Source organism: Novosphingopyxis iocasae, from assembly GCF_014334095.1.
GTDB lineage: Bacteria > Pseudomonadota > Alphaproteobacteria > Sphingomonadales > Sphingomonadaceae > Novosphingopyxis > Novosphingopyxis iocasae.
Genome location: NZ_CP060495.1, coordinates 2,890,355 through 2,916,342 on the forward strand (window position 1 = coordinate 2,890,355; position 25,988 = coordinate 2,916,342).

23 protein-coding genes, 1 pseudogene and 1 other annotated feature are annotated in these 25,988 nt (G+C 59.2%); of the genes and pseudogenes, 9 read left to right on the plus strand and 15 right to left on the minus strand.

The features are described from left to right. Position 1 precedes the first annotated feature (1 nt). Entirely contained in the window at positions 2–3,073 is a 3,072-nt protein-coding gene (locus H7X45_RS13825) for a TonB-dependent receptor plug domain-containing protein (RefSeq protein WP_187335361.1), read from the plus strand. After that, positions 3,070–4,014, plus strand: a complete 945-nt coding sequence (locus H7X45_RS13830) for a PEP-CTERM sorting domain-containing protein (RefSeq protein WP_246449471.1) — start codon at positions 3,070–3,072, stop codon at positions 4,012–4,014. Before H7X45_RS13825 ends, H7X45_RS13830 begins: the two co-directional genes overlap by 4 nt. 37 nt (positions 4,015–4,051) lie before the next feature. Here H7X45_RS13830 and H7X45_RS13835 read toward each other — a convergent pair. Then, positions 4,052–4,954 (minus strand): annotated as a pseudogene (locus H7X45_RS13835) (IS3 family transposase); the annotation flags it as partial. Then, positions 4,547–4,673: a sequence feature (AL1L pseudoknot), on the minus strand. (Overlaps the previous pseudogene by 127 nt.) 230 nt (positions 4,955–5,184) lie before the next feature. On the opposite strand from H7X45_RS13835, the gene H7X45_RS13840 reads away from it, so the two are divergent. Both H7X45_RS13840 and H7X45_RS13845 read left to right on the plus strand, forming a co-directional pair. Next, the gene (locus H7X45_RS13840) at positions 5,185–7,779 is read left to right on the plus strand and encodes a TonB-dependent receptor plug domain-containing protein (protein ID WP_187335362.1); all 2,595 of its coding nucleotides are present in this window, start codon (positions 5,185–5,187) and stop codon (positions 7,777–7,779) included. 48 nt (positions 7,780–7,827) lie between these two features. Continuing rightward, positions 7,828–9,522 carry a thiamine pyrophosphate-binding protein gene (locus tag H7X45_RS13845; protein ID WP_187335363.1) on the plus strand — a complete coding sequence of 565 codons (1,695 nt, stop codon included), beginning with the start codon at positions 7,828–7,830 and terminating at the stop codon, positions 9,520–9,522. A 75-nt stretch (positions 9,523–9,597) separates the two neighbouring features. Here the strand turns inward: H7X45_RS13845 and H7X45_RS13850 are convergent, their stop codons facing one another. The 7 genes from H7X45_RS13850 to H7X45_RS13880 are packed head-to-tail and all read right to left on the minus strand — an operon-like array spanning position 9,598 to position 14,246. Beyond that, positions 9,598–10,353 carry an SDR family oxidoreductase gene (locus H7X45_RS13850; RefSeq protein ID WP_187337165.1) on the minus strand — a complete coding sequence of 252 codons (756 nt, stop codon included), beginning with the start codon at positions 10,351–10,353 and terminating at the stop codon, positions 9,598–9,600. Next, positions 10,353–11,300 carry a PDR/VanB family oxidoreductase gene (locus H7X45_RS13855; RefSeq protein WP_187335364.1) on the minus strand — a complete coding sequence of 316 codons (948 nt, stop codon included), beginning with the start codon at positions 11,298–11,300 and terminating at the stop codon, positions 10,353–10,355. Before H7X45_RS13855 ends, H7X45_RS13850 begins: the two co-directional genes overlap by 1 nt. Next, on the minus strand, positions 11,293–11,685 hold the full coding sequence (locus H7X45_RS13860; protein ID WP_187335365.1) for a RidA family protein: 393 nt from the start codon (positions 11,683–11,685) through the stop codon (positions 11,293–11,295). The genes H7X45_RS13855 and H7X45_RS13860 overlap by 8 nt, the downstream gene beginning before the upstream one ends. After that, positions 11,682–12,716 (minus strand): Rieske 2Fe-2S domain-containing protein, encoded by a 1,035-nt coding sequence (locus H7X45_RS13865; RefSeq protein ID WP_246449472.1) that lies wholly within the window; start codon positions 12,714–12,716, stop codon positions 11,682–11,684. Before H7X45_RS13865 ends, H7X45_RS13860 begins: the two co-directional genes overlap by 4 nt. A gap of 21 nt (positions 12,717–12,737) precedes the next feature. After that, a complete protein-coding gene (locus tag H7X45_RS13870) occupies positions 12,738–12,968 on the minus strand; it encodes a recombinase-like helix-turn-helix domain-containing protein (protein WP_187335367.1) in 231 nt (76 codons plus the stop codon). After that, positions 12,965–13,291, minus strand: a complete 327-nt coding sequence (locus tag H7X45_RS13875; RefSeq protein WP_187335368.1) for a hypothetical protein — start codon at positions 13,289–13,291, stop codon at positions 12,965–12,967. The genes H7X45_RS13870 and H7X45_RS13875 overlap by 4 nt, the downstream gene beginning before the upstream one ends. A 4-nt stretch (positions 13,292–13,295) precedes the next feature. After that, positions 13,296–14,246 carry a VOC family protein gene (locus H7X45_RS13880; protein WP_187335369.1) on the minus strand — a complete coding sequence of 317 codons (951 nt, stop codon included), beginning with the start codon at positions 14,244–14,246 and terminating at the stop codon, positions 13,296–13,298. A 99-nt stretch (positions 14,247–14,345) separates the two neighbouring features. Between H7X45_RS13880 and H7X45_RS13885 the strand changes: the two genes are divergently transcribed. Beyond that, the gene (locus tag H7X45_RS13885) at positions 14,346–15,437 is read left to right on the plus strand and encodes an RES family NAD+ phosphorylase (protein WP_187335370.1); all 1,092 of its coding nucleotides are present in this window, start codon (positions 14,346–14,348) and stop codon (positions 15,435–15,437) included. Here H7X45_RS13885 and H7X45_RS13890 read toward each other — a convergent pair. The 7 genes from H7X45_RS13890 to H7X45_RS13920 all read right to left on the minus strand — a co-directional run bounded on the left by H7X45_RS13890 (position 15,434) and on the right by H7X45_RS13920 (position 22,032). After that, on the minus strand, positions 15,434–16,222 hold the full coding sequence (locus tag H7X45_RS13890; protein ID WP_214645506.1) for an SDR family oxidoreductase: 789 nt from the start codon (positions 16,220–16,222) through the stop codon (positions 15,434–15,436). The genes H7X45_RS13885 and H7X45_RS13890 overlap by 4 nt on opposite strands. A gap of 10 nt (positions 16,223–16,232) precedes the next feature. Beyond that, positions 16,233–17,030, minus strand: a complete 798-nt coding sequence (locus tag H7X45_RS13895; RefSeq protein WP_187335372.1) for an alpha/beta fold hydrolase — start codon at positions 17,028–17,030, stop codon at positions 16,233–16,235. Continuing rightward, positions 17,027–17,545, minus strand: a complete 519-nt coding sequence (locus tag H7X45_RS13900; RefSeq protein WP_187335373.1) for a cupin domain-containing protein — start codon at positions 17,543–17,545, stop codon at positions 17,027–17,029. The genes H7X45_RS13895 and H7X45_RS13900 overlap by 4 nt, the downstream gene beginning before the upstream one ends. Beyond that, positions 17,542–18,678: an MFS transporter gene (locus tag H7X45_RS13905; RefSeq protein WP_246449473.1), complete on the minus strand. Its 1,137-nt coding sequence runs from the start codon at positions 18,676–18,678 to the stop codon at positions 17,542–17,544. Before H7X45_RS13905 ends, H7X45_RS13900 begins: the two co-directional genes overlap by 4 nt. A gap of 221 nt (positions 18,679–18,899) precedes the next feature. After that, entirely contained in the window at positions 18,900–19,727 is an 828-nt protein-coding gene (locus H7X45_RS13910) for an IclR family transcriptional regulator (protein WP_187335375.1), read from the minus strand. 56 nt (positions 19,728–19,783) lie between these two features. Next, positions 19,784–21,256 (minus strand): aldehyde dehydrogenase, encoded by a 1,473-nt coding sequence (locus tag H7X45_RS13915; protein ID WP_187335376.1) that lies wholly within the window; start codon positions 21,254–21,256, stop codon positions 19,784–19,786. Beyond that, positions 21,256–22,032 (minus strand): aspartate dehydrogenase, encoded by a 777-nt coding sequence (locus tag H7X45_RS13920; RefSeq protein WP_187335377.1) that lies wholly within the window; start codon positions 22,030–22,032, stop codon positions 21,256–21,258. Before H7X45_RS13920 ends, H7X45_RS13915 begins: the two co-directional genes overlap by 1 nt. 320 nt (positions 22,033–22,352) lie before the next feature. Here H7X45_RS13920 and H7X45_RS13925 point away from each other — a divergent pair, with 320 nt between their 5' ends. The 4 genes from H7X45_RS13925 to H7X45_RS13940 all read left to right on the plus strand — a co-directional run bounded on the left by H7X45_RS13925 (position 22,353) and on the right by H7X45_RS13940 (position 25,965). Then, a complete protein-coding gene (locus tag H7X45_RS13925) occupies positions 22,353–22,877 on the plus strand; it encodes a DUF421 domain-containing protein (RefSeq protein ID WP_187335378.1) in 525 nt (174 codons plus the stop codon). A gap of 139 nt (positions 22,878–23,016) precedes the next feature. After that, complete coding sequence (locus H7X45_RS13930) at positions 23,017–23,733, plus strand: CREC-EF hand family protein (RefSeq protein WP_246449474.1); 717 nt, start codon at positions 23,017–23,019, stop codon at positions 23,731–23,733. 124 nt (positions 23,734–23,857) lie between these two features. Then, positions 23,858–24,574: a response regulator gene (locus H7X45_RS13935; protein ID WP_187335379.1), complete on the plus strand. Its 717-nt coding sequence runs from the start codon at positions 23,858–23,860 to the stop codon at positions 24,572–24,574. Beyond that, positions 24,571–25,965, plus strand: coding sequence for a sensor histidine kinase (locus H7X45_RS13940; RefSeq protein ID WP_187335380.1), 1,395 nt, complete (start codon positions 24,571–24,573; stop codon positions 25,963–25,965). The genes H7X45_RS13935 and H7X45_RS13940 overlap by 4 nt, the downstream gene beginning before the upstream one ends. Positions 25,966–25,988 lie beyond the last annotated feature (23 nt).

Consider the following 25,988-nt stretch of genomic DNA (forward strand, 5'->3'; position numbering starts at 1 on the left):
AATGAAGTCGATCAAACGGGCCGTTATGGCCTCCACCGCCCTCTGCTCCATAGGGAGTCCCGCTCTGGCGCAGCAGGACGCCACCGCGCAGACCTCGGATACAGCGACCACTCCAGCCGAAGAAGCACCTGCGATCGTTGTGGTTGGCACGCAAATTCGCGGAACCCAAGTAACTAACGCGCTACCGGTGACCGTCGTTGACGCCAAGGCGATCGATGCGACGGGGGCAGTTTCGGGTGACGAACTAATACGTTCTATCCCCCAAATGGGCGACGTGGACTTCAACTCTTCCAACGGTCCGCAAACAAGCAATTCGGCACGCGGCGACGTCAACTCGATCGACCTGCGCAACTTGGGCCCTGGTAATACCCTCGTCCTCATCAACGGCCGTCGCATGGTGCAACATCCCGTCAGCCAGGCCGGCATCGCCAACGTGCCGGTGCTTACCTACAACGCCAACGCTTTGCCGGTTGGCGCGATCGAACGCTTAGAGGTTCTGCGCGATGGAGCCGCCGCCATCTACGGCGCGGACGCGGTGGCCGGCGTGGTCAATGTGGTTTTGAAAGACGATTATCAAGGCGCGCGCGTCAACGCCCGCTATGGGCTTGTTGAGAACAGCAGCGCGCACGAGTTCAATACCAACGCCGTGGCCGGGTTCAATTTCGCAGACGGGCGGGGTAACCTGACGGTGATGGGCGAATATACTCATCGAACCGCGCAGAATTCGGCTGACTTCCCATTTACCCGGACCGGCGATTTGCGGTCCTATTTTGCAGACCTTCCCGGATTTGCAGACAGCAACGCCCCGGACAATCGATCCAGCTACACACCGTTTGCAAATTTCACAGTCGTAGGAAATGTAGGAGTCCGGCAAAATGGGCGTGCTATCACTTCCGGTGCCGGTTCGTTCCATATCCAACCAACCAATGTTGCCGGGTGTACGGCTAGCCTTCCAAGCGGCGTGTGCATCGCCAGCGGAGCACTTTCCTACGGCAGAAATCGTGACCTCCGGTTTGATGACGCTCTGAATACAACTGTCCGTCCATCAGTTGATCGCATTAACGTCTACGCTAGTGCGCATTATGATGTAAGCGATGACATCACCGCCTTTGCAGAAGGCGGATATTATCATGCGAATTCCCACATGGTGCAGCCGCCGGTAATCGCGCTCAACGATATCGTAGTACCCGCATCGAATTACTATAATCCATTCGGCGCGATAACCTTGCCAGACGGCACGCCCAATCCCAACCGGCTCCCCGGCCTCACGAACGTTCCAGCCGCAGGCCTGCCCGTCACACTCACTCGCTATCGGTTTGTCGATACCGGACAGCAAGATGTGGACGTCACAAATTCACAATCGCGAATAGTCGGAGGTCTGCGCGGCTATCTCGGCGGGTTTGATTGGGAGACAACGCTTACCTACTCAGAAGCACGGGCAACCGATCTGTCTGACGCGGTAAACAGCACCGCGCTCCAACGGCAGCTCGCACTCGCCACGCCGGACGCATACAACCCATTCAACGGCGGCGGGTGCAATGGCGTACCGAGCAATGGCGATTGCACGCCAAGTTCCGCGGCAGCGATTGACCCCATCCTGTTCCGCCTGCGCCGAGAAAATCGAACCACATTGACGTTGGCAGAAGCGAAGCTGTCCAGGCCTGACCTTCTCAATCTTCCGGGGGGAGATGTCGGCATTGCTGTCGGCGTTGCTTTCCGCCACGAAAGCCAAGAAGACAACCGCGACGAAAACCTGGACGGAACGATCACCTTTACTGATTCCGTCACGGGCGCGACCAATGAGAGCAACGTCATCGCAGTGAGTCCGACACCGGACACCTTCGGTTCGCGCAATGTTTTCTCGGCTTACGGCGAACTCGCGGTTCCAGTGATCTCGCCCGAGATGAACATTCCGCTGGTTCGCAAGATCGAATTGCAGCTCGCCGGTCGCTACGAAAATTACAGCGACTTCGGTTCGATCTTCCGCCCGAAGATTGCAGGTGCCTGGGACATCATCGATGGCGTGCGCATTCGGGCGAGTTATTCCGAAGGCTTCCGTGCGCCCAATCTCGAACAGATCAATGCCGCCGAATATGGCCGGCTCAGCACGAATAACGACTATATCCGCTGCGAGGCCGACCTTCGTGCCGGGCGTATAGCAAACTTCAACGAATGCTCCCAGCCGGTCGGCTATTCGATCCGTGTTGCCGGCAACCCGGATCTGGAGCCTGAACTCAGCAATGATCGCTCTGTCGGCATCGTGCTGCAGCCGCGCTTCATTCCACCGCGGTTCGGCCGACTGACGCTGACAGCCGACTATTGGGAAATTCGCCAAACGGGTATCGTCGGCCAGTTCGGCGGCAGTAATTCGCTGGTGCTCGATTATTTGAACCGCCTGAACGGGACTAGCAACCCTAACGTCGTGCGCGCCGCTCCCACCGCGGACGACATTGCCTTTTTCCAAGGTACCGGGATCGATCCCGTGGGCCAAATCTTGACCGTGAACGATAGATTCGTGAATCTACTGCCTCAGACGGTGCGCGGGATTGATCTCGCACTGCTTTACAATGTTCGCGACACCGGTATCGGCGATTTCGATTTCGCGCTGAACGCGGCTCATCTGATCGAATTCTCGCGGGACACAGGTGATGCAGTTCAGCAGCTATTTGATGCGCGTGATGCAGGACAGATCAACGCAGCGACGCCGTTATCTGATGCGGAAGACCTGCTGGCTCGTGGCGGACGACCCAAATGGAAGGCGACGGCAACGCTTACCTGGACGCTCGACCAGTTCGAGTTGGGTGCACTTGGCCAGTATACGGGCGTCATCTACGACAACAGTTTTCTTTCCGATGAAGGCGAGCCATACCGAGTCGGATCGCAGTTCACCGCCAATCTCTACCTGCAATTCACCGTGGACAGCACCCGTAGCCCGTTCAATGAAATGCGTTTCCGGATTGGCGCGCGGAACATTACCAACGAATATCCCCTAATTTCGCAAGGCGGTTATTTCGGTTCGCTCTACCAACCTTACGGCCGATACCTCTATGCTTCTGTGGGGTTGGGGCTGTGATCCGTCCGTTCGTACTCACCGCCGCGCTGGCGACTTTGGCTGGATGCACGAGCGTCTCAGCTGCCGCCCCGCCTGCAGGACCTGTATTGGCTGTCGAGGCCGCCGATCCCAAACCGCAAACCGTCCTCTTTATCGGCAATAGCTTCACCTTTGGAGCCCACTCGCCGGCTCAGGTCTACCGTGCCGGTACGGTAGAGGACCTCAACGGAGACGGTATCGGAGGCGTCCCGGCGCTGTTCCAGCTTCTCACCGAAGAGGCGGGGTTGAACTACCGCACGAGCTTGGAAACCTCGCCCGGTAAGAGTTTGGAATGGCATTGGAACAATCGCCGTGGCGTGGTCGATCGCAGCTGGGATCATGTCGTCATGCAAGAGTACAGCACCCTGGACCGCGCCGATCCGGGGAATCCGTCCAAGCTGACTGATTATTCCGGACGGTTCGCAGACATGTTTGCCGCACGCAATTCGAAGGTGGACATCAGCCTTACCTCAACCTGGGGGCGTCCCGATCAGGTCTATAGCTCAGAAGGACGCTGGAAAGGCACATCGATCGAGCAAATGGCTTTGGACCTTCGTGCAGGTTACGACCACGCAAAAGCAGCGAACGCGCGTATCACACGCGTAAACCCGGTCGGAGAGGCTTTTAGTTGTGCCGTCGTGGCTGGATATGCCGATCCGAACCCCTACGACGGTATCTCGTATGATCAGCTCGATCTGTGGACCTACGACCATTATCACGCCAGCGCGGCAGGCTATTATCTTGAGGCGCTTATCATTTTCGGCGGTTTAACGGGTGAGGACCCAAGGCAATTCGGCGTTAATGAGAAAGGAGCGGACGAACTAGGGTTGTCTCCGTTGGAAACCTTGCGCTTACAACAGGTGGCATGGGCGGAACTAAACGATATTGATTGTTCGCGTCTTCAGTCGCCCAAGTTGCCATGAATTTCATTACTGCCTAGATTCGAATATGAGCAGAGGAACTGGGGTGGACAAGCGCGCCTCGATGGGCTGGTCGGCGATCGTGGATCGCCTGTTCGAGCGCATCGAGAACGAACCCGGCATGCGTCGTTCAGCTGACCCGCCACCCCACGATGGTGCGGGCATAGATGTCGATCACGAACGCGACATAGACAAAGCCCGCCCAGGTCGCGACGTAGGTAAAGTCCAACACCCACAGCATGTTCGGCGTCGGCGCAACTGCCGGTTGACCTGATCGAGCGGACAGGGTGCCGCTTTGTCGGCGATCCTCGTCTTCACTGGCTTGCCGCGTATCGGCCTTGCAGGCCGAGATCGCACATCTGCCGATCCACCGTACAGCGGGTAACACCGAACCCCTCGCGGTTCATCTGCCGCCAGACCTTTCGCACGCCGTAGACGCGCAGCACTTCGGGCTTCAGCGCCACATCGCGCTGGGCGCGCAGTGATTTCCGCAACGGATCGTGGCGCTGGGCGACACGCTTGTAATAGGTGGATAAGGCGATCGGCAGAACCCTGCAGATCGGCTCTACACCATACTCCTCGCGATGCTCATCGATGAACCGCGTCATCTCCTGAACGGGCGCCAGAAATTTTCGGCTCGCTGCACCGGCGCAAAATTTGCGGATGCCTTTCGCAGGATCTCATTCGCCTGACGCAACTCGCGGTTCTCGCGCTTCAGCACCTTGAGCTTCTCGGCCACCTCACTGGGCACAAAGGCGCGACTGCCGCTATCGACGTCGGCCTTCTTCAGCCACTCGTTCAGCGTCTGCGCCGAGCAGCCGATCTTCGGAGCGATCGACACCACCGCTGCCCATCGCGAACCATGCCCGCCCTGGTTCTCCAGCACCATCCGAACCACGCGCTCGCGGACTTCCGGTGCATATTTGTTCGTTTTCTTGCTCATCGTGCCCCCTTCCTCTCAGAAGCCGGGGCCCCCGGCAAAGCCCGGGCCGGTTCAAGCCGCCTCCGCAAACTCGCTGCCGCAATAGAATCTGAGCCTCGACGACATCTGGCTTTGCTTAGCCGGTCGAACAAATCGCGCTGCAAGTTCTCAAAACAGGTAGCACAAACCCACTTGACGTGTATCGTATTTCAACGCACGTTTGATATACAAACCATAAGAGGGGTATCACGGTGAAAACTCAGTTGCTACTTACCACTGCGCTTATGATCGGTTGGGCGCTGCCCGCGCATGCACAAGACGCTGCACCAATTGATGAACAGGCTTCGGCGACCACCGATTCAGAACTCGACAGTGAGCAAGGTCCCGTCGTTACCAATCCTGGCGCGGATATCGTTGTCACCGGATCTTATATTCGTTCGCAGTCAAGCCGCGTTTCACCTGTAACCTTGGTCGATTCGGAGGCATTGAATGCGCAGGCGGCGTTCAGCCCTGCAAATCTTGTCAGCAACCTACCGGTAAATTCCGGCGCCCAGAACAATACCGACGGTGGCGGGCTGCCGTTCTCGATTGGTACGAGCAATGTCAATCTGCGCGGCTTGGGAGTGAGCTCGACACTTACTTTGCTAAATGGCAGGCGTCAGGTGCTGAGCGGGGCGGCCGATCCCTTCGGCAACCAGTTTGTCGACCTCAACTCTCTGGTGCCGACCGTGGCGATCCAAAGGGTCGAGGTGCTGAAGGACGGTGCATCTTCGACCTATGGGTCCGATGCGGTTGCTGGCGTGGTGAACTTCATCACTTATAAGCGCTTCGACGGATTGCGGGTTGCCGGGAACGTTTCTCTTACGGGGCGCGATGGTCAAACGGATACGACTATCGGCGCGCTGGCCGGGACAGCGCTGGGCAATCTCGACATCGTGGTATCAGCCAGCTTTTTCGATCGCACACCGCTGTCGGCTGCCAAGCGTGACTTTCCGCTTCGCTCATCGCTGAGCAATTTCGGTAATCCCCCGACTTTCCTTGTAGGCGGCGTTCCGCGTCCCGACCCTAGTTGTGCCAGCGTTGCCGCGACCAACCCCAATGTCGTGGCACCGCCCGGTCCCGTTGGCTTCTGCCAGTTCGACTTTGGTGATTTCTTCAGCCTTGTCGCCAAGGAGCGGCGTTATCTCGGTAATGTCGACCTGACCTATAATCTCGGTTCTTCGACAAAAGCCTATGCAACGATCGGCTTCGCGGACAACGATATTCGCAGCCAAGCGGCTGCTTCCCAACCAGTGCTAACCCCCCCGCTCGTCCCGGCCAACAATCCTGGAAATCTCTACGGCAGGCCGATTGTCTATTTCGGAAGGCCGCTGGGTGACAACTTCAGCCCTTCGGAAGTGATCAACACGTCGAAGACATGGCGCGCCACCGGCGGTCTTCGCGGCGATGTCGGCAATCTAAGCTATGATGTCAGCTATACCCACGCTGAAAACCGCTACACGCTGGCTTATCCGGATACGCTGCGCGACCGTTTTCAAGCTGCGCTCAACGGGCGCGGCGGGCCTAATAACAATCAGTTTTTCAACCCGCTATATGGTGCCAGCAACGATCTTGCGGTCATCGATGACTTCATAGGGGCCTATTCGTTCGTCGCGCGATCGAAACTTAATGTAATCGACGCGGTCGTTTCAACAGAATTGGCGGAGCTTCCCGGAGGGTCACTTGGCATCGCAGTGGGCGGACAGTATCGCAACGACTCGCTTGCGATAAATTACGACGCCAACGCGAACAGGAACAATTACTATTTCTTCATCGGGAATACGGATTTCTCAGGCGCTCAAGACGTTTATGCTGCCTTCACCGAAGTCTCGGCACCGATTCTTGACACCCTTACTTTGACCGGTGCTCTTCGTTACGAGGACTTTGGTGACGGGGTCGACACGCTCGACCCGAAAATCGGCGTGCTTTTCCGCCCGACCGATTTCCTTAGCTTCCGCGGTACGTACGGGACGTCATTCCGTGCGCCTTCGGTCTTCCAGCGTTTTGGCAGCCTGGTAGTACCAGCGCGGGTATTCGATCCGCTTACAAACACGCAGGCTTCGATTTCGCAGCGTACGCTAGCCGACCCCAACCTGCCGCTTGCTCCGCAATCTGCGGATACATACAATGCGGGCGTAACGCTGCGTATTCCCGGTTTGAACCTCAATGTGGATTACTGGCGCTTCGAATATCGAAATTTCATCACGCCAGAAAACGCATCTGCACTCGTCGCCTCAAATCCTAATGGGCCACAGATAGTTCGTGCTGGAAACACCCTTACCAATGTCACGACCTTCTTCCGCAATGCGGGTGAACTGACCACCGACGGCCTTGATTTCCAGGGCACTTACAATTTGTCGACGTCTGCCGGTGATTTCACACTGGATGGCAATGCGACACGAGTGTTAACCTATGAACTGGAAGATCCGGTTCTCGGGAGAATCGACGGTCTCGGCAATCGCAACTATACCAATTTCGGATCGCCTGCCCCCAAATGGCGCGGGAACATCGGCTTACTATGGTCCCTCGATCCGTTTTCCGCCAATGTATATGTTCGTTACATCGATGGCTATGACGACGACAATAACAACGGCCAGCGGATTGACAACTTCACCACTGTAGATCTGCAGTTCGGCGTCGAAATTCCGCCCTTCATGACAGGCGGGCCTACCAGCAGGCTTTCCTTCGGCGCTAAAAATCTGTTCGACGTCGACGCGCCCGACGCGCTCGATCGGTCCGGCTTCGATCCGCTCGTTTCCAATCCGCTCGGCCGCATTTTCTATACCGCGCTAGAGGCCAATTTCTGACCTCAAGATCACCGGCAGCGCTCAATCTCAAGAAAGAAGCATTGTTACATGACCGCCAGTCAAATCCTCCACCGACCGAAGATCGCCGCCTCCGGGTCCAAAGTTACGGCCGGGGAGGGCATTGCTATGTTGATACACCATTGGGGCATCCATACGGTTTTTGGTGTCATCAGCATCCACAATATGCCGATTCTGGACCCGCTGGGGCGGCGCGGAGAGGTTCGCTATATTGCCGCGCGAGGGGAAGCGGGCGCGGCAAATATGGCGGATGCCTACGCCCGTGTGTCCGGTCAGTTGGGCGTTGTCTTTACAAGCACCGGAACTGCGGCAGGCAATGCTGCTGGCGCGATGGTGGAAGCTCTGACGGCGGGATCGCCAGTCCTACATATTACGGGGCAGGTACCGTCAGACCATCTCGGTCAAGACAGGGCCTATATTCATGAGGCACCTGATCAAGCCTCCATGCTTGCCGCAATAAGCAAGGAGGCATTCACGGTTTCAAGGCCGGAAGACGTTCTCCCGACCATCGCGAAGGCTGCTAAGGTTGCGTTGTCCGCCCCAACCGGACCCGTGAGTGTCGAGATCACCATCGATGCGCAGGCCGGCGAAATCGATCTTCCCGATGAGTTACCGGCTCTCGACCTGCCGGAGCCAGAAATTGACGCGGCGGTCGTCGAAGAAATTGCACAGCGCCTCCGCGGTGCAAGGCGTCCGGTGATTCTGCTCGGCGGCGGAGCTCGCGATGCAGACGATGCAGCGCAGCGACTTGCCGATCGTGGTATTGCTATCGTGACCAGCACAAATGGTAGGGGAATTGTCGACGAGCAGCATCCGATGTCGCTCGGCGCGTTCAACTGCACTCGGGAACTGCAAGCCTTTTACGAAGACTGCGATTTGATGGTGATTTGCGGCTCCCGGCTTCGCGGCAATGAGACGTGGACTTATCGCCTCGATTTGCCAAGTCCCCGGATCGTGATCGATCTGGATACCGGTGCCGATGGGCGCACCTATGACAATGACGGCTTTTACGCGGTAGATTGTCGCCCACTTCTCGAAGGTCTCGCAGAAGCGCTATCCGACTACGAACCGGCTTCGGACTATCGCGATGCGGTAGCTGCGCTGAAAGAAACGATGCGAAATGGTCTTGCCAAGGACATGCAACCTTACACCCCGATGGTAGAAGCGCTGCAGAAGGCCATGCCGGACAGCGCGGCCTGGGTGCGCGACGTGACTATTTCGAACAGCATGTGGGGCAACCGCTATCTTATGTTGCAGCATGATCGCGCCGGCGTTCATGCCGTGGGCGGCGGGATAGGGCAGGGATTGCCGATGGCGATTGGTGCGGCCTTCGGTAATGAAGCGGCTGGACGTAGCGGCGGAGCGATTGCGCTGTCAGGTGACGGAGGTCTCAACCTGTGTCTTGGCGAACTTGTCACCGCGGTGGACGAGAAGGCGGACCTCAAGCTGATCTTGATGAACGATAGCGGCTACGGCGTCATTCGAAACATTCAGGACGCGCAATATGGCGGTCGCAAATATTATTCGAATATCAAGGTTCCCGATTTTGCGTTGGTCGCCCAGTCGATCGATCTGCCGCATATGCGCGTCGCCAAGATAGATGATTTTGATGGCGTCCTTCGGCAGGCTCTCGCCACCCCCGGACCGGTAATGATTGAAGTGGATATGACCAGCATCGGTCATTACTCGGCTCGCTTTGCCGGGCCACCCGTTCGTACCAGCTGAAGCAAATGTATGGAAAGACGCTCCGGGCGTGCCCCGGGGCGTCAACTTATTCTGAAATTTGAATGCCTCAGGCTGTCAGGCGTGCGTAAAGCCGCCGTTCACGGGCAGAACCTGACCGGTCAAGAAACCTGCCGCATCGGACAGTAGGAACAACGCTGCGCCCACCACGTCTTCCGGCAGCCCTGGCCGTTTTAATGCGCTGCCGTCAACATAAAGGTCCTTGCGCTCATCCGGCACATATTCGGTAGACGGCGTACGGATGAGACCCGGCGCGATCGCGTTTACGGTGACCCCGTCTTCTCCAAGCTCTCGAGACAGCGCATAGGTCATCGACATGACCGCTCCCTTGCTGGCTACATAATGTAACAGCCGCGGCGCCCCCCAGATAGCGGTGTCGGAAGCAAGGTTCACGATCCGGCCGCCTATCTTCGATGCCTTGAGCATAGGGGCCATTGCGCGCGTCATCAGCCACGTCCCCCGCACGTTGACCGTCATCACTCGGTCCCATGTCCCAAGATCGATCTCGTCATAGGTCTTGCCACCGATCGCGGTGGCGACCGCCGCATTATTGATCAGACCATCGACACTAGGCATGTGCTCGGGAAGCTGAGCGGCGAATGCGTCAATCGCTTCCGGCTGGGCAAGGTCAACTTCGGCGAACGAGGCGGAATAGCCTGCTTCCAGCAATTCTATGACCCGCAGCTGCCCCGCTTCGCGATCGCGATCGGCCAGCAGAACATGCTGGGCGCCTGCTGCGGCTACACCCTCGGCAAAAGCTGCACCAAGACCAGCTGCCGCGCCGGTGACCACGATGCAACGATCCTGCAGCATCACAGGTCCAGCACCAGGCGATCGCCGCGACACCGCGAAACGCAGACCATCATCGTCTTGTTCGCTGCCCGCTCGGCCTTGCTCAGCACGCTGTCGCGGTGGTCGGGCTCGCCTCCAAGTACGGGCGTTTCGCAGGTCCCGCATATACCTTCTTGGCAGGACAGTTCGACGGCGACGCCGGCCTCGGCAAGTGCCTCCGCTATTGTGCGGTCTTCGGTCACATGCACTTCTATTCCGGAGGTTCGGCATTCGACATCGAACGCGTTGTTCGACGCGCTATCGTCCTGAGCCTTTGGCGCAAAATATTCCAGATGCACGCGGTCTTCCGGAAGAGCCTCGGTTGCCTCTTCGAACGCGGCGAGCATCGGCCCAGGGCCGCAACAATAAAAGTCTGAGTCTGGATGGCTTGCGATAATCTCACCCAAATCCATCGGACAGCCTCTTTCTGCATCAATATGCTGCGTGAAGCCGCCTTTCAGCGCGACGATGTCCTCCACGAACGCAGCGCGCGCGGCCTCCCGCACCCCATAATATAGGTGAAAGCTTTGGTCTGCTGCGGCAAGACGACGCATCATTGCGAGCATCGGCGTGATTCCAATTCCGCCAGCGATCAGAACATGGCTTTGGGCATTTTCGTTCAGCGGGAAATTGTTGCGTGGGCCGGCAACCTTCACTGCGGCACCAACCCGCAAGCGATCGTGGACGAACCGCGAACCACCCTGGCTGTTCGCATCGAGCCCAACCGCTACAACATAGCGATGGCGTTCCGCTGGATCGTTGAGCAGCGAATAGCTGCGCGTCATCCCGTTGGGCAGGATCAGATCAATATGACTGCCCGCGCTGAAAGGTTGCAGTTCGGCTCCGTGCGGGTCTCGCAGTTCCACCGAAAGCACGCCCTCTGCCTCGCGGCGCATCGCTTCGACACGCAGTTCTTTCGTCTCAGTCATTTAACCTCACATCCAACCGGGCGACGGCATCTATCTCAACTTCGATTTGCGGAAAGGCGAATGCAGAAACCGCCATCAGTGTGGAACAGGGATAGACCGGTCCGAACCTTTCGGTGCGCACCCTGTTTACGGCATCCTTGTCAGCGATATCCGTCAGGTAGATCGTCAATTTAACAATATTGTCCGCACTGCCGCCGCACGCATCCAGTAGCGCATCCAGCTTATTGAGCAGCGCGCGCATCTGAGCCTCAACGCCCTCCGGAACACTGCCGTCGGAATGGCGCGCATGTAGGCCGGAGACGATCAACTCATCGCCGAGCTTCAGCGCTTCGGACCAGCTTGCACCGGGGGGAGCGTTGCCGACCGGTTCGGCCCGAAGGGTCATTCCGCAGCGATCGCGGCCGGTTCAGCGTTCGCTTCCAATTGCGCTTTCGCCTTTTGCCGGAAGTAGCGCCGCAAACGAACAAGCCCCATGTCGTGCTGATAGAGAATTTCGCGCTTATTGGCTTCTGGATCCATGTCTTCCAGCAGAACACGGTCCTGTTCCAGCACATGCCAGTGGCGCTTTTCCAGTCGGTTCTTGTAAAGGAAGCGCCATGCGTCGCGGTGCCAGCCCGAAACTTTGCGGAGCCGCCAGTGAAACACCGCACTCCAACCTGGCTGCATGGGGGAGTAAATGCCGACGATTCTGAAATTACCTCCCGGCCCCCCCGTTGGCGGATAGGGAATTTCCAAGCTCAGCCAGTGTGCGCCGCGATCTTCAAACTCCGTCCAGTCGAAGTTGATATCGCGCTGCCCTTCCTTCTCGAAGCAAAAACCATGATCGGTTTCGCGGACCCGAAAATTGGCGGTAGTCTCACCGAACGACATCGAATGCGACTGCCGGTGGAGGAAGGCACCGTGCATCGGGTCCATCACATTGTCATAGACGTAGCGATAGTCACCGCCCCATTCGGTATAGCACAGGAAGCTACTCCATTCGTCCGACTCTAGTTCGGCCGGCAGCTCAAGCTGTGTGGCGGGAGTATCTTTGTTTTCCCCGAAGAACAGAAAAATAGCTTCGCAGCGCTCTTCAATCGGGAAAGATCGGGTCGCAGCCATTCCCTCCAGCCTGCACCCTGGGCTGCCTGGCACAGAGACCGCAACGCCGGCTCCGCTGACTTGCACGCCGTGATAGCCGCACGCGATCCGGTCTCCCATAGGGATACCGTGCGAGAGCGGGGCACCGCGATGGGGGCAGAAATCCTCCAACGCATAAAGCTTTCCACCCTGGTCGCGCCACAGCACGATCCGGAAACCGCAGCGATAGATGGAAATCGGCTTGGTCGTCACAAATTTGGACGGCAGCACGGGGTGCCAGGTGTTGCGCAAACCTTCGGACAGCCGCTGTTCGATTGCTTCGTTTGATACACTCACTTTCAATCTCCCTTCGACGGTTCAGGCGCCAAGGCGCGCAAGTTCGGATTTCAGCAATTCGGGTGACCAGCTGTCGCCGGCAGGTACGGGGACGGCGCGCGCACGCAGGATGTCGACCACGCCCTCGATATCGTGGATATGCTGTCCGAAGGCGTCTTCCAGCGCGTCTCCAAGCAAATTCTCATACGCATCGGGCGCTCGCTCGCGGCTCTGATGGGGTTCGTTATAGGGGGCGAAGTTCTTGACCATCATTGGCCTCCATTCTTGACGCGTTCACGGATCCGCTCGCGCACCGGGACAAAATCATAGGCGGGGAAAATTTCGGTGGTGAAGACGCCCCAGGCAGAGCGTTCCAATTCGACATTCACCGCGGCTAAGCGGCTCGCAGGCAGGCTGAGCGTTACTATCTGGCCCAACCCCATAGCCACGACCCAAGATACGATTTCGCAGCCTTCGGGCGGAAATCGTTCCCACCAATCTGCCGCCTTCAGCTTGGCTTGGACAGCGTCCAGATTGTTCGACTGATCATGCTTCAGCAGGATCGTAAGCAGCATCTGGTTTGCATCCTTGCCCATCACGTCACTCGGTTAGAAACGCGCGATTGACGTCGCCAGCCTGGCGCTGCCGACGGCTGTTGCCGTCTAGGCCGCCGCTGATCGCCCATTCGGCGAACTTGGTAGGCCCCGGCTCAATAGCGCGCGGCGTCCAATTTTCAGTTAGATAGTCCTCGTCCGAATAATATTCGATCAGCCCACCAGCTGGATTATGAAAATACCAGAAATAGGCAGACGAGATTGGGTGGCGTCCAGGGCCAAGCTGGGTGTCCCAACCGCAACGCGACATGTGCAGGCCGCCGCCGAAAATCTCGTGAATGTCGCGAACGGTGAATGCCAAGTGGTTCAACCCGTGGCGACCCTGCGGCGTTTCCAGCAAAAATAAATCATGATGACCGCCGCGCTCGGCGCACCGCAGAAATTGGCCACGCCCGGGATATTCGTCGGACAGGTGGAAACCGATGCTGCGATAAAACGCCCCGGCCGCCTCCAGATTATTTGTGAAAAGAACTGCGTGACCGATTTCGATCGGCTGCGCGCGCTCATAGACAGTCGAGGGGGTATCGACGCGGCGTACCCGGCCCCAGCTGTTCGTTTCCGAAGGCTCGATATCAACGTCCCGCGTGCGGGTGACGCGAAAGGCGACGCTCAGACCGTTTGGATCGGTCCCACGCAACGTACCATCCTGCTCGTCAAAACCCGGTGTCTCGGAAAGCACAGGACGCAGATGGTCGAGATCAGCCACGCTGTCGACGCCCCAAATGATCTCGCGGATTGTATTACCGTCCTCGAACGCGGCGGGCAGCGCCGGGTCATCGATCGGACGTAAAGAAACGATGCTCCCGTTAAGCGTCGCCCAGTCATCTCCCGTTTCCCCATCCGAAACGCTCTCAAGACCCCAATCGCGGAAAAAGTCGCGACAGCGCGGGAGATCGTCGACGCCGAAGCAGACTTGATCGATACCGGTGATTGCCATGACCATCCTCGTTTTGCATATAAAACTTTTGTTCAGATCGCAACTGTGTGTACAGTAGCGGGACGGTAATGTAAATGTGGCAAAAGAAGATTGTATGATATGAACCGTATCGCCGCGCCCCGTTCCGCGACAGATGAGTTAAGCGTTGTCGGGCGCGAAACGCCGATCGACCCCACTATGCGGACCCGTCTGCGGGCATGGCTACGTCACCATTGCGACGAGTGGCGGTACAATCCGGACCTTGGCGGGGATCTGGACCGTGTGCAGCTTCTGATAGATGGCGGAGCGGCGGTGCTTCCAGAAGATGCCGGCGCAGCGGCGAAAATTCGCGAAGCGCTGGACCGTGTATTCGATGAGGGTGGTGATCCGGTATCAATCTATCGATCGGAATGTCCGGGAAAAAGCGAGCCGTTCCATGCCATCGACACATCACGTTCGCCCGAGCTCGACGAATATGTCGGCCGTCTGGAACGCGAAAACGCGTTCGAACTTGCCGAAACATTTGATCATAGACTCGATGAGTTGAGCGGCCATATTGAGCGTAGGATCGCGGCCGAAAGCTTATTCTATCGCGCGCGGCTTGGTATCGTTCAGCGCTACGCCCGGCCTGGTGAAACCTGGGAGAGGAAGGTTCGGTATCAGCCATTCGGCGGGCGTAAAATGACCGCGCCGCCGCCTCCTTTCGCGCCCGCGGGTCGCGCGAACAGGCAAGGCATAGCGGTACTCTATATGGCCTCCGATGTTCCCACCGCGGTGGCGGAGATACGTCCGCACCCTTCTCACCTCATCTCGGTTGCAGAATTCGTTGCCACCCGTACCTTACGTATCGCTGATTTTGGCACGCTGGATTTCGAGGACTGGTGGCGCGACGACAACAGCATCTCGTTGTATCATTTCGCGATGTCGCTGGACGCAGCTCTGTCGGAAGCGGTCGTGCCCGAACACCGCCACCGCTATACTGTGACCCAGCTCCTGGCCGAATTGCTGCGGCAGCGCGGCTTCGATGGCATCCGTTTTAGAAGTGCTGTCGGGACGGGGACGAACCTTTGCATCTTCCGCCCTAGTTTGTTCGCGGAGCGCGATGCTGCTGCACAGGTCTTGAGGGTTCAGTCACTACGCTATGATTTTGAGAAATTGCCGACTGTGGTCATGCCCGACGCAGACGATCGCCCACTGGACCACGAGGACTAGAGCCCGCGCCGCACGCCGCCGCCAACGTCCAAGGCGGCGCCCGTGATGAAGCCTGCATTGGGTGAAGCCAAGAATGTGATGGCGTGCGCCGCTTCGACTGCCTTTCCAAACCGGCCACGCGGAATGTGACGCTTACGTGCCTCCTCCGCCACCCATGCCGCATAATCCTGCGATCGGTCCTCACGTGCTTCGAAACGGCGCTGCCACTGGCCCGACTCCACCGTTCCAATCAGGATCGAATTCACGCGGATATCGCGGTCCGCGAACTCGTTCGCCAGGGATTTGCTGAGATTTAGTAGTGCGGCACGGGCCGCCGATGTTGCAACCATATGGGGTTCCGGCTGCAGGGCGAGAGCCGAATTGACGTTTACGATCGCAGCATCCTGCTGGCTTTCCAACTGCGGGAGGAAGGCGCGAACCGGATAGGTGACGCCAAAAATCTTCAGCCGCAGTTCGTCGTGCCATGCTTCATCCGTAGTGCTGTCGAATGTCGATAGTCGTCCTTGACCAGCATTGTTGACCAGCACTGCTGCCGGACCCAGCGCGGCTGCACTGGCGTCCGCGAAGTCGGTGACCGCCTGCGGGTCTAATACATCGCAAGGCTGCGCATGGATCGCGGCGGCTGGAAACTCATCCCGCAGCGCTTTGCTGGCGGCCTCTACCTTGTCGCCTGAGCGCGAACAGATTGCAACGCGTGCGCCTTCGCCCGCCATCAGGCGCGCGACAGCGAAACCGATACCGGATGTTGCGCCGGTAACGACGACCGTGCGGTCACGAAAACCCATGTCCATACCGTTAGCCCTCCAGCTGAATGAGGTGATTACCCAAGAGTTGCGCAAAGCGTTCGGGCTGTTCGACGTAGCAGGCATGGCCCGCACGTTCGATTAGCGTGAACGGAGCGTCCAAGCGCCTTGCCAGCGCAGCCGCTGGTTCCGGCGGTGTTATGGAATCCAGTTCGCCCGAAACGAAAGCAAGCGGGCCGTTCCAATCGTGAAGATCGTCTTCCAGCTGTCCGCTAGCCAACATCGCAACGGCGGCGGCGTATCCGGTTTCGGTAAGCGAAGCCATTGCGTTGCGGACGGTTTCCCGGGCGGCCGGCCCTGCATAATCGGACAGCAGCCGCGGCGAGCGTTTGGCCGCATGATCGGCTGCCCCCAGTTGCTTCAGGCGTTCTACGCGTTCGCTGATCATGGCAGCACGTTCTGATGCTGGCTGGTTACGATATCCCATCGCGGGATCGGCGAGAAATAGGCTGCTGACACGGTGGGGGGCTTCTCGCGCCAGCGCGGCGGCAACCAGCGCGCCCAGCGAATGGCCGACCACATGTGCTCGCTCGATCTCCGCTTCATCGAGCACTGCCAGTGCGCGCGCGGCGTAATCTGCAGCCTCCGGCTCCCCAGCGGCCAATGGTATCGATTCGCCATAGCCGGGTGCATCCCAAGCGAGGCAATGGACGTCGTTCAGCCGCTGCACCATCGCCTGCCAGCCTCGCGCCCGCGATCCAATGCCGTGAAGGAGCAGCACCGGGCCGCGTCCGCCGACCGTCTCTTCCACTACGGTCCCGGCAAGGGTCCGGATCGCGGACGTGCTCACGGCCGTTTAATCTTCGACAGCGGATGATCGTCCGGATAGGTCGGTTTGACCGGCTTCGGATTGCCGATCATCACGCACATCAGCGCCTCTTCCTGACCTTCATTTATCAAGCCGCGATAAACACCAGGGGGAATTGAGATGAGGTCTCGTTCCTTCAGTACCGTTTCAGCGGTGTCGTCGCCGTCCTGCAGGGTCAGGCGGATCGAGCCCTTCAACATAAAGAATACCTCTTCGGCATCCGTATGCACATGCGGCGGCCCCTCGCAGCCGGCGGGAAGGCACATGGTCGAAAAAGTGAAATGTTCGGCGGGAACGACATTTTCGTCATGGGCCACGCCGGTGGCACCGGTGCCCATATAACGAATTTGGGCCCGGCGGTATTTTGGATCGTAATCGGCCTGAAATTTCAGGGCGTTCCAATCATAGCGGCGCGTCTCGAAACGGGCGACGCGCTCCTTCAATATCTGTTCGAGCGGCTTGTTGTGATCATGCGGAGCCGTGGTTTGATCGGTCATCGGATATTGCTTTCGTTGGCGGCGGGAACAAGGCCGGGCGTGCGGACCGGCACGGGGTCATGCAATTCTTCGGCAGTTGGAAAACGCGGCAGCAACAGCATTAATCCGCTGGCCGTTGTCCCGAGTAGCGCGCACAGGATGAACACCGGTCCATAGCTTTGCGCGATATCGCGCATCGTGCCGTACAATAGCGGCCCGGTCGCAGCGCCCAGGATGAAGATGGATAGCAGACTGCCATAGATCGCACCGAAATGGCGGTAGCCCCAGTAGCGGCTGGCTAGATAACCGATCAAATCGCTTTCAGCACCGAAGCCAAGGCCCATCAAGATGCCAGCGATAAGCAGGCCGGTCCATCCAAGCCCTCCGAACACCGTCCATGCGGCAAGAGCATAACCTAGAGCGGCTGCGAAGAAGATGATGCTCGTTACTCGCGGCGCAAAGAAGCGGTCGAAAAGCCAGCCCACGACCAGGCGGCCGATGAGCGTTGCGATCCCGAACACGGACGCGATCGTTGCTGCCTGGGCCGTGGTGAAAGAAAGATCTTTCGAAACGTTGGCGAACTGGGGAACGATGCCGGTCGCGATGATCGAAACAAGAAAGATGGCAATGGCCAAAAGCCAGAAATAGCGCGTCGTAACCGCCTGCCGCAATGTGCGGCCCACCGGATCGCTCCGGGCTTCATTCCCCTTGGCTTCGCGGTCTGGACGCGGGTGCGCAACGAAGAGGTTCACCACGAGGGGCAGTAGAAGAATGATCGCCGCTAGCAGCAGTGTGGTTCCGCCAGGCCCATAGGCCGCCATGCCGAATCCGATGATCAGCGGGAGAATGGAATAACCAAGGCCAAGGCCTGAGGAGGCAATTCCCAGTACGAGCCCCCGATTGGCGTCAAACCAGCCGGTCAGCAATTTGTTGTAGGTGAGGCTTTGCGCACCGACGGTGGAGAAGCCAAAAAGGGCACACACCGCGTACAACGCCGGAAGGCTCGTAACGCCGTATCCAATTGCCAGCAGACAAAGCGCCATCGCTATCAGCGAGGGAAACAACAATGTCCGCGCTCCGAACCGGTCGATAAGCCGTCCTGCAAACGGCGCGGCGACGATGGTGGCCAGATTGAGAATGGTGAGGCTGAACATGATCGCCCCAAACGACCATCCGTATCGCTGAGCGTATACCGGGGCGTAAGCTCCGATGAGCAAGAGCGAAACCGGCCCGGGACTGAAGGCAAGGCCTACCGCAGCTCCCAGGAGTACGCGCCAGCCGAAATAGCCAGGGGTCGCTTCAGGGTTGCGTGCGGGTGCGGCATCGTTGTTCATATATCAACCGCTAGTTGATATCAGAACTTTTGCGATGTCAACTACTGATCGGGTGCGTTGTAGCCCAAGGCACGCGATATATCCGATGCCGCTTGCTCAACCCGCTCGCGTATTGCGTTCTCGAAGCGCTCCTGCGGGTAGGTATCGATCGGACAGGTCGCGATTACCGCAGCTTCAACGACCGAAGCGCGATTCATGACAGGTGATGCCAAGCTGGAGATGCCGGGATCGAAATAACCCCAACTCACCAAGCTTGGTTTGCGGCGATCCTCTTCCAGCTGAGAAATGAGCTGACCCAGACTGGAGATCGTCGATTGGGTGTACTGCTTGAACTGATATGTCTCGTAGAGCCCGACAACTTCGCTGATCGGCATATGAGCCAGGATTAGACGGCCAGTGACAGTGGCATGCGCCGGAAGCCGCGTGCCCACGGTGATGCCGCTTACCAGCCGCGTGTTGCCGCTACACCGCGCCACGTAGACGATCTCGGTTCCCTCACGCACGACAAGATGTGTCGAGCAGTGGGTGTCGTCGCGCAAACGCTCCAATATCGGCGTAGCGACGTCGACAAGTTCACGACCTGCCAAGAAACTGTATCCCAGATAAAGAACCTTGGTGCCGAGCCGGTAGGTCTTGGATTCGCCTATCCGTTCCAGATAGCCGATTGCTTCCAGAGTGTAGACCAACCGAAAGGTGGTCGATCGAGAAAGTTCGGCGCGGGCAGCCATCTGTGCGATTGACTGTTCCTGACGCTCGCGGCTGAATCCCTCGAGGATTTTCAGCCCGCGCATTAGCCCGGGGACCAGATAACGTTCGTCTATTTCGCGTACATTCTTGCCCAATTGGTCAAGATCAGTCTCAGCCGGCATTTGCTTTCCTTCGTTAGCGCGCCGGCGCTTTGCCATCAAAACTCCCTGGTTTGCAATCAAACTCCAGCCCAGGGGTGTGGGGCGTCAGCCATATTCCAGTAGATGGATTTCTGATGCTGATATCCGCGTATGCCTTCGCGTCCTTTTTCGCGCCCCATACCGCTCAGCTTCCATCCTCCAAAGGGGGTGGAAATACTGAATTGCTTGTAGGTATTTATCCAAACGGTACCCGCCTCAATTCGCCGGGCAATCCGCCAGGAGCGCGCGGCATCGCGCGACCAGATGCCGCACGCCAGTCCATAGACGCTATCATTGGCCTGAGCGATAAGATCTTCATCGTCCTGAAACGGAAGTACTGCGAGGACTGGCCCGAAGATCTCCTCGCGAAGTGCTTCGGCATCTGGAGCGAGATCGGCGATGATCGTGGGCATATAGAATGCGCCTTTGCGAAGCTTGCCGCCCGGTATGGTGCCGCCGCAAAGGACCTTGCCGCCCTCATCTCGCGCGCGCTCGACATAGGCAGCGACCTTATCGCGATGCGAATGATCCGCCATCGAGGCTACTTGGGTTTGGCTGTCGCGCGGATTGCCGACCTTCAACGAACGCGTCGCCGAAACCAACCGATCGACAAACTCCGCGTAAAGCGACTGGGCAACGAAAAGACGTGATCCGGCGATGCAGGACTGTCCGGTGGAACTGAAGATGCCGAACAGGATACCTGCGATAGCACGCTCAATGTCGGCGTCGTCGCAAACGATCGTTGGCGATTTACCGCCCAGTTCCAGCGACACAGGCATAAGCTTCGCGGCGGCCGACCGGGCGATGGTCAAACCGGTCTGCGTACCGCCGGTGAAACTGACCTTGCCGATTGCGGGATGACTGACGATCGCCGCACCCGTTTCTCTGCCATGACCAGGAAGGATCGACAAAAGACCCGGAGGCAACCCTGCCTCCTCGCAAAGCCTCCCGAGCGCTAGGGAAACCAGTGGCGTCCATTCCGCCGGCTTTAGGATTACCGCATTGCCGGCGGCCAGCGCTGGGGCAATTTTCTGGGCATCGCTGGCGATCGGTGAGTTCCATGGTGTGATCGCGCCGACCACGCCGATAGGTTCGTGCACCGACATGGTCAGATATTCGCCGCGACTGGGCGTTATCGCGTCTTCCAATGTTTCGAGCGCAGCGGCATAATATCTGAAGGTGCCCGCCGCGCTAGCTGCCAGAGCGCCGGTTTCCGTCAGCGTTTTGCCGGTATCTAAGGTCTGCAGTGACGCAATCGCTTCCGCGTTCTCTTCGATCTTGTCGCCGATTCGGTACAATAATCGTGCGCGGTTATGCGGGAGCATTTCGCGCCAGGCTGCGTCTGTCTGCGCTGTTTTGGCACCAGCGACGGCCTCCTCGACATCGGACGCATCAGTGAAGCGAAGCTCTGTAATTTGAGAGCCGTCAAATGGATTGCGGGATTGGACGAGATCCCCGCTGCCTTGCCGCCATTTGCCTGCGACCAGGGCGCGCGTTTCGATGCGATCCATCAGGTAAAATCTCCAAACTCGACGATCGCCTGCGCTACGCTGTGAGCGGTCAGCATCGACGTCTTCGGATTGTCCGGAGAAGGATTGCCGCACATGCGGAAATTGAAATCTCCATCGGCGCCTGAAAAGCTAATCTCATGCGTGTTCTGGGACGCCTGCGGATCTGCAATCAGTTCGACATCGGTCTCATCAAGCCCCAGACCTGCAAGCGCCACGGATGCTGCGACATTGGCGTTTTTCGGGAACATACGCGCCGCCTCGCGCGCCGAGCCGGCAAAGATGACCGTCGGTTTGTCAAGGATTGCAAGGTCCACCTCAAGTTCCCCCGTGCTCGCCTCCCAACTCGAAGAAGGTTTGCGGGCACGGTAGGTAACTTTGGTGAGCCCACCGCGCCGCGCGGCGCGCAAAGCGTCCAAGCCGCCGACAGCGCCGGACACCAGAACCAATTGAGCGCCGCTTTGCTGCGCCGCGCCGTTCAACCGTTCATGCAGGCTGTCGTCACAAAGCGCGCCGATTGATACGACCATCAGGGAGACGCCTGCGGAAAGAATTCTCTCCCCGTAAGCAGCGATTGCCGAATGGCTTGCACATTCCACGATCAGATGCGGAGACTGTTCAAGAAGCGCGTCTATGTCCTCGAAAGTACCGCTTTTGCAATCACTCCCGCTGCGAACCAGAGTTCCAACGGTCCGGACGTTTAGATGGCTTGCTTCATCAAGAGCCTTCTGGGCAGCCTTCGCGATTCCGCCATTACCGATAAAGCCGACCTTTAGCATCTTACCTCCAATCGCGGTTGTTATAGCAACCGTCGGTTCAGATGCAAAACGTATTATCCTTCGTCGGCTGCCTTGATTTTCTGCTGAATACGTCTGAGTGACCCATGAAACGGTTGGTAAGCACTGCCGGTGATCATCGGGCCGCTGTTCTCATCGGGACATTGACCTTCCCACTCGGCAGGATACAAGACGTTTCCTGATTGGAGAGCGTTGAGGTTTTCTGCGGCTTTCAGCCTTTGTGCGATGTGGAGCGGATTCCCGCTACCCGCTCCATTTTTATCATGTCGCTGCCTTGCCCCTGCCGTGCTAGGCGTGCCGACATGTTCTTTCCCGATGATATCTGGCTCGACGTTCTACTCCGCGGAACGATACTGACGATCATTGCGCTGTTGTTCGTTGTATTCACGATTCGCATCGTGGGTCTGCGCAGCCTTTCCAAGATGACCAATTTCGACTTCGTATCGACAGTCGCGACCGGCTCGCTGCTGGCGAGCGCGGCGACGGTGAGTGAATGGCCTGCTTTCGTGCAGTGCCTTGTAGCCATCGTGTTCTTGTTCGCAGGGCAGTTTGTGCTCGCGAAAATGCGCAAGGGCACGGACGATATCGAGAATGTGCTCAGCAACAAGCCGCGCCTGTTGATGCGCGACGGGGTGATGAACGAAGAGGCGCTGAAGGCGGCGCGCGTAACAAAAAGCGATGTGATCGCCAAGCTGCGCGAGAGCAATGCGCTCGATTTCGATAAGGTACGCGCGGTGATCCTCGAATCGACCGGCGACATCTCGGTCCTGCACGGCGATCATTTCGACGATCGCCTGCTGGAGAATGTACGCGGCTTTGACGACTGACGAAGTCCGTCGGCGTTACAATTTGCGACAATTTCGCCCGTCGTCGGCAAACTTGCGCGACATATCTTCTCTATTCCGGCCACTGTGACGAGACCCCTGCAAGGGTCTGTCCGTTCAACGGATGGAATTGGAGTAGAGTATGATGAAGAAATCGATCCTTTTGGGCGGCGCGGCGCTTCTGGCGACGGCGACCGCCGCTTTCGCTCAGGGCAGCCCGCGCGATCAGGCGCCTGCCAACCGTGCCGAGGTTGCCGCCAAGGTGGATGCGCGCTTCGCCAAGATGGACGCCAATAGCGACGGTGTTGTCGATCAGGCCGATCGCGCGGCCCGGATGCAGCAGCGGTTTGCCGCGCTCGATACGGACAATAATGGCGAACTCACCCAGGCTGAGCTGAAGGCCGGGCGCGATGCAATGCGCGCGAAACGGCAGGAGCGCCGTGCCGAGCGGCGCGCGAATCGCCCGGAGCCGACCGCCGAGCAGAAGCAGAAATGGGCCGAGCGCCGTGCAGCGCGCGGTGAGCGCAAGGGCGAGCGAGGCGCGAAGCGGTTCGCGGCGCTGGACAAGGACGGCAATGGCGCGCTCAGTCTCGCCGAGTTCACGGATCGTCCGGCGCGCGGCGATCGCGCGGAAGCAGCGGGCAAGCGCGGCGGCGGGCATCATCGCGGCGCGATGCGCATGATGAAAAGGGCTGACGCAAATCGGGACGGTGCGCTTTCTTTGCAAGAAATGCGTAACGCGGCTCTTGCACGTTTCGACAAGGTCGATACGGACGGCGACGGAACCATCTCCGCCGCCGAGCGCGAGGCGGCTCGCGATGCGCGCAAGGCGCGCCGGGCCCAGCGTCAGGCCGGCTGAACCGGAACGGTGTCCGCTCATCCTCCCCCCGAGCGTGGCATCGTGGAAGGCGTAGTCCAACTCTTCGGAGAAAGACTGCGCCTTCCGAACCGACCGGCGTCGCAGGCATTATGCGGCAATTGATATGAACGGCAGGCGCCACCTTCTGCTCGTCGACGACGAAGCATCGATTCGCGATCCCCTGGCACGCTATCTGGAGCGTCAGGGTTTCCGCGTGACCGAAGCCGCCAATGCCGCCGCGGCGCGGCAGGCGCTTGGAGCCTATGGCATCGATCTTGTCCTCCTCGACATCATGATGCCCGGTGAAGACGGCCTAAGCCTGACGCGCCATATCCGGGAGCAGGGCGAAATTCCGGTGATCCTGCTCACCGCCCGGTCCGAGGAGACCGATCGGATCGTGGGGCTGGAAATGGGCGCGGACGATTATGTGGTGAAACCGTTCAGCCCGCGCGAACTGGTGGCGCGAATCAAGACGATCCTGCGACGCGCGGCGCAGGGGCCGCGGGCGGAACAAGGCAGCTCCACCGATTATCGCTTCGCCGGTTGGACGCTGAAACCGGCCGAGCAGGAGCTTTATTCCGAGGATGGCACATTGGTGCCGATTTCCAGCGGCGAATATCGTCTGCTGGAGGCGCTGGTGCAACGGCCCCGGCAGGTACTAAGCCGCGATCAGCTACTCGATCTCACCCAAGGGCGCGAGGCAGGACCTTTCGACCGCGCAATCGACAATCAGATCAGCCGGCTGCGCAAGAAGATTGAGGCCGATCCGCGCAATCCCGCGCTCATCAAGACGGTATGGGGCGGGGGATATCGGTTGGCCGCGGACGTACGCACATCGTGAGGCTTTTGCGGCGACTGTGGCCCCGCACGCTGGTCGGGCAGATCCTGATGGCGGCGGCGCTGGCATTGGGTTTCGCGCAGCTCGTCAACTTCACGCTGTTGCTGCGGGCGAGCGATCAGCAGGCGATGACGCAGGCGAGTGCCTTTGCGGGCGGCCGCCTGATTTTTGCCGCGGATCGCGCGGAGCGGCTGGCCGCGCGCGGCGATCGCCCGTCCGCCCGCCGCCGCGGCAGAAGGGTTATGCCCATGCTCAGCGAAGTTCCGCCGCAACCGGACGGAGTCCCTCAGCCCGATCTGGCGCTGCGCGTGATGGAGGCCGCGCAAGCGAACGGCACCTCTTTTCGTGCGGTTCGGGTGGAGCGGGTCGATCGGGACCATGTGCCGCGGGAACTGCGCCGCCGTCCGGGGCGGCGGGGTTCGCTACGTGAGCGGATGCGCGACGAAGCACCGCGCGCCACTGAGGCGCTGATCGTATCCGCGCAGCTTCCCTCCGGCCTGTGGATCAGCACCTCCGCGCCGCTGCCGGTGCGCGGTGCTCCGGCGATCGGCTGGCTAATCCTGCAAACGCTGATCCTGTATCTGGCGGTGCTCGTGCCGCTCGCTTTTATTGCGCTGCGCGTCACCCGGCCGCTGCGCGCGCTCACCCGCCGCGCCAACGCCTTCACCGCCAGCGGCGCGGACGAACCGTTTCCCGAGGAGGGGCCTGAGGATTTGCGAAGCTTGATCGTGGCGATGAATGCCATGGAGGCGCGGGTGAGCGCGCTCCTCGGCGAAAAGGACGTCATGCTGGGAGCGATCGGGCATGATTTGAAAACACCGCTCGCCGCACTGCGGGTGCGCATCGAATCGGTTGAGGACGATGCCGAACGTGGGCGCATGGCCGAATCGATCGACGAGATGGTCGGTATCCTCGACGATATCCTGATGCTCGCGCGGCTTGGCCGGTCGGGAGAGGAGATGCGGCGTACCGATCTTGCGGCGCTGGCCGAGACCGTTGTGGAAGAGTTCGTCGATCGCGGCGGCGCAGTGACGCTGGCAGAGCCTGCGGCGCCGGTTACGACCGCGCTGCGTCCGGTGCTCGTGCGACGCGCGCTGCGCAACCTGATCGGCAATGCGCTGAAATATGGTGGCGCTGCGCGGGTCACGGTGCTGCGAGAGGGCGTGGATACGCTGGTGCGGATCGAGGATGACGGGCCGGGGATCGATCCGGCGCGCATCGAGGCGATGTTCGAACCGTTCGCCCGTGCCGAGGCCTCGCGCAACCGCGCGACGGGCGGCAGCGGTCTGGGCCTTACCATCGCTCGCGCGATCGCCCGCGCACATGGCGGCACGGTGACGCTGACGAACCGGGTGGGCGGCGGACTGACGGCGGAGTTGAGACTGCCGGGCTGATCGAAAAGGTCCCAGCATGCGGG